The sequence below is a fragment of the Streptomyces viridosporus genome (assembly GCF_002078235.1).
Lineage (GTDB): Bacteria > Actinomycetota > Actinomycetes > Streptomycetales > Streptomycetaceae > Streptomyces > Streptomyces viridosporus.
In genome coordinates this window covers 1-4,487 of the sequence record NZ_MSGP01000317.1, presented here as the reverse complement: position 1 = coordinate 4,487, position 4,487 = coordinate 1, and the positions used below count along the sequence as shown (strand labels likewise).

Annotated in this window: 3 protein-coding genes; 2 read left to right on the top strand and 1 reads right to left on the bottom strand. The window is 71.3% G+C overall.

Features of this window, described 5'->3' with window-relative positions:
• Positions 1–63: 63 nt before the first annotated feature.
• Positions 64–834: an ABC transporter ATP-binding protein gene (locus tag B7L92_RS22375; protein WP_081239254.1), complete on the top strand. Its 771-nt coding sequence runs from the start codon at positions 64–66 to the stop codon at positions 832–834.
• A gap of 61 nt (positions 835–895) precedes the next feature.
• Positions 896–3,424: an ABC transporter permease gene (locus tag B7L92_RS22370; RefSeq protein ID WP_081239253.1), complete on the top strand. Its 2,529-nt coding sequence runs from the start codon at positions 896–898 to the stop codon at positions 3,422–3,424.
• A 136-nt stretch (positions 3,425–3,560) separates the two neighbouring features.
• On the opposite strand, the gene B7L92_RS22365 is transcribed toward B7L92_RS22370, so the two are convergent.
• The coding region (locus B7L92_RS22365; protein WP_081239252.1) for an SAM-dependent methyltransferase at positions 3,561–4,487 on the bottom strand (927 nt) is incomplete at its 5' end.

Here is a 4,487-nt window from a genome sequence, read left to right as displayed (position 1 = left end):
TCTCCGAGAACCTCTCCGAGAACCTCTCCGAGAACATGTCGTCCTGACAGGAGTGCCCATCCCGTGACCACCGCACCCACCGCCGACCGGACCACCGCCGTGGCCGCGCGCGCCACGGACCTGTCGAAGATCTACGGCCAGGGCGAGACCCAGGTGGTCGCCCTGGACCGGGTCTCCGTCGGCTTCCGGCAGGCCGAGTTCACCGCGATCATGGGTCCCTCCGGCTCCGGCAAGTCCACGCTGATGCACTGCGTGGCCGGCCTGGACACCTTCTCCTCCGGTTCCGTGCGCATCGGCGACACGGAGCTGGGCGCGCTGAAGGACAAGCAGCTCACCAAGTTGCGCCGGGACAAGATCGGCTTCATCTTCCAGGCGTTCAACCTGCTCCCGACGTTGACGGCGCTGGAGAACATCACCCTTCCGATGGACATCGCGGGCCGCAAGCCGGATCCGCAGTGGCTGGACACCGTGATCGGGATGATCGGTCTGTCGGGGCGGCTGGGCCACCGGCCCGCGCAGCTGTCCGGCGGTCAGCAGCAGCGGGTCGCCGTGGCCCGGGCGCTGGCCTCCAAGCCGGACATCATCTTCGGCGACGAGCCCACCGGGAACCTCGACTCCCGCTCCGGCGCCGAGGTGCTGGGCTTCCTGCGCAACTCCGTGCGCGAGCTGGGACAGACGGTGGTCATGGTGACCCACGACCCGGTGGCCGCCGCCTACGCGGACCGGGTGGTCTTCCTGGCGGACGGCCGCATCGTGGACGAGATGGACGGGCCGACGGCCGACTCGGTGCTCGACCGGATGAAGCAGTTCGACGCCAAGGGCCGCACCAGCTGACCCCTCCCCGGCCTCCTCCGCGGCCGTTTTCCCTCCTACGTCTGGACTCGAGAAGACACCCATGTTCCGTACCGCCTTGCGCAACGTGCTCGCGCACAAGGCCCGGCTCCTGATGACCGTGCTCGCCGTGATGCTCGGCGTGGCCTTCGTGTCGGGGACCCTGGTCTTCACCAACACCCTCTCCGACGCCCTGCAGAAGCAGTCCGCCAAGGGCTTCGACCACGTCGACGTCGCCGTCACCCCCCAGTGGAAGGACGCCGAGGGCGACAGGGTCGGCGAGTACCGGGCGCTGACCCCCGCCCTGGTCGACGACAGCGCCCGGGTGCCGGGCGCCGCGCAGGCCATCGGGGTGGTCACCGGCTTCACCGCCATGGCCGACAAGGACGGCAAGCTCGTCGGCGGCGGCTTCCAGTCGCAGGGCGGCAACTACTGGGGCGCCGAGGACCCCCGCTACCCGCTGGTCGAGGGGCGCGCGCCCCAGGGCGAGGGCGAGATCCTCATCGACTCCGAGACCGCGAAGCGCGCCGGCTACGCGGTCGGCGACACCGTACGGCTCTCGGTCGACGGTCCCGTCCTGGAGCCCGTCGTGACGGGCGTCTTCACCACGGACGACGGCAACGTCGCGGCCGGCGGCAGCCTCACGCTGTTCGACACCGCGACCGCGCAGAAGCTGTTCGGCAAGGCGGACACCTTCGACGAGATCGCCGTCAAGGCGAAGGACGGCGTCAGCCAGGCCGCCCTGCGGGCACAGCTGGAGGAGGCGCTGCCCTCCGACGTCGTGGAGACCACCACCGGGCAAAAGCTCGCCGACGACCAGGCGGAGATGATCGCCTCCTCGATGAGCGGTCTGAAGCAGGGCCTGCTGGTGTTCGCCGGGATCGCGCTGTTCGTCGGCACCTTCATCATCGCCAACACCTTCACCATGCTGGTCGCCCAGCGCACCCGGGAGCTGGCGCTGATGCGGGCGGTCGGCGCCTCCCGCCGGCAGGTGACGCGGTCGGTGCTGATCGAGGCGTTCGTGGTCGGCACGGTCGCCGCCGTGGCCGGGCTGGTCGCCGGCATCGGCATCGGCGCCGGACTGCGCTCGCTGATGGGGGCGCTGGAGGCGACCGTGCCCGACGGGCCGCTGGTCGTCTCGCCCGGCACCGTCGGCACCGCGTTCGCCGTCGGCATCCTGGTCACCATGCTCGCCGCGTGGCTGCCCGGCCGCCGGGCCGCGAAGATCCCGCCGGTGGCGGCGATGAGCTCCGTGCACGCCCAGGCGACCACCAAGTCGCTGGTGCTGCGCAACACGCTGGGCGCGCTGTTCTCGGCGGCCGGCGTCGCGGTGGTCCTCGCGGCCACGACGATGGACGGCTCCGACGGCCAGGCGCCCATGGGCCTCGGCGCGGTGCTGCTGATCACCGGCGTGTTCATCCTGACCCCGCTGCTGTCCCGCCCGCTGATCGCGGCGGCGGCCCCGGTGCTGCGCGTCTTCGGGGTCTCCGGCAAGCTGGCCCGGCAGAACGCGGTGCGCAACCCGCGCCGCACCGCGGCGACCGCGTCCGCGCTGATGATCGGGCTCACCCTGATCACCGGGATGACGGTGATGGCGGGCAGTCTGCAGAAGGCCATCGACAAGATGGCGGCCGCCGCGATCGAGGCCGACTACGTGGTCTCCATGGCGAACGGCAACCAGCTCTCGCCGGACGTCGAGCGGAAGCTGAAGGAGGCCGGTGACGTCACCGCCAGCAGCCCGATGCGCAACGCGCCCTCCCGCATCGACGGCAAGACCGAGTTCCTGACCGGCGTCGACGGCGGCACGATCGGCGAGCTGACCGAGCTGACGGTGGAGGACGGCGCCTTCGAGGTCGGCGGCACCCGGATCGTCGTGGACCGGGACACCGCGACGTCGTACGGCTGGAAGGCCGGCTCGGACCTCACCGTCGCCTACGAGGACGGCGAGAAGCAGAAGCTGACGGTCGCCGGTGTCTACGAGGCCAACGAGATGATCCGCGGCATCATGATCGACACCGCGACCCTGGCCCCGCACGACCCGGAACCGGCCGACATGCTGGTCATGGTGAAGACCTCCGGCGGCGCCTCCGACGCGGTCAAGGACCGGCTGGAGAAGGTCCTCGGCGCCAACCCGGCGATCAAGGTCCAGGACAAGAAGGACCTCTCCAACGAGATCGCGCAGATGTTCACCCTGATCCTGAACATGGTCTACGGCCTGCTGGCGATGGCGGTGATCGTGGCGGTCCTCGGCGTCATCAACACCCTGGCCATGTCGGTGTTCGAGCGCTCGCAGGAGATCGGCATGCTGCGCGCGATCGGTCTGGACCGCAGGGGCGTCAAGCGGATGGTCCGCCTGGAGTCCCTGGTGATCTCCCTGTTCGGCGGGGTGCTCGGCATCGGCCTGGGCGTCTTCTTCGGCTGGGCCGCCGGTGAGCTGCTGGGCACCAGGATGGAGACGTACGAACTGGTCCTGCCGTGGGGCCGGATGGCGGTCTTCCTGCTGCTGGCCGCGCTGGTGGGCGTCCTGGCCGCGCTGTGGCCGGCCCGTCGGGCGGCACGGCTGAACATGCTGCAGGCGATCAAGACGGAGTAGCGGCGGCGGAGGCACGCGGCGTCGCCCGCGGGCACCCGGGGGACGGCACGGGCCCCGTTCCGGTGGACGGAACGGGGCCCGTCGGCGTGCGGTAGGGGACGCGGGCGTGCGGCGGGGGCCCGTGGGCGCCGTGCCGTCAGTTCCAGGTGCGGGTGCGCAGGGGGAGGCCGCAGGCGCCGGACCGGGGGGTCTTCACGGCCAGGACCTGGTTGACGCCGATGCGGTTGCGCTCGAAGGCGAGCGCGGAGGCGGCCATGTACAGCAGCCAGACGCGGGCCCGGCCGGGGCCGGCGAGTCGCATCGCGCGGTCCCGGTCGGCCTCCAGGTTCGCCACCCAACGGCGCAGGGTGAGCGCGTAGTGCTCGCGGAGCGACTCCACGTCGCGCACCTCGAACCCGGAGCGCTCCAGCAGGGACACCGTGGTGCCCAGCGGGGCGAGTTCGCCGTCGGGGAAGACGTAGGCGTCGATGAACGGGTCCAGGTGGTAGGTCGACTCGTCCCGCTGCGGACGCCGGCCGATCTGGTGGTTCAGCAGCCGTCCGCCCGGCTCGAGGAGGCGGTGCAGGGCGGTGGTGTACTCCAGGTAGCGCTCGGATCCGACGTGTTCGGCCATGCCGATGGAGGAGACGGCGTCGTACGGCCCGTCCGTGACGTCCCGGTAGTCCTGTACGCGGATCTCGACGCGGTCGGTCAGGCCCTCCTCGGCGACGCGCTTGCGGGCGTAGGCGGCCTGCTCCTGGGAGAGGGTGATGCCGACGACGTCAACGCCGTGGTCGCGGGCGGCGTGCAGGGCCATGGAGCCCCAGCCGCAGCCGACGTCCAGCAGGCGCTGACCGGGTTTCAGGGCGAGTTTGCGGCTGACCAGTTCGAGTTTGTCGTGCTGGGCCCCTTCGAGGGTGCCCTGCGGGGGCGGGGCCGCCCAGTAGGCGCAGGAGTACACCATGGACGGGCCGAGGACGAGCTCGTAGAAGTCGTTGCCGACGTCGTAGTGGTGGCTGATGGCGCGGCGGTCGCTGCGCTTGGTGTGCAGCCCGCGGCGGGGCCGGCGGGCCTCCTCGCGGGG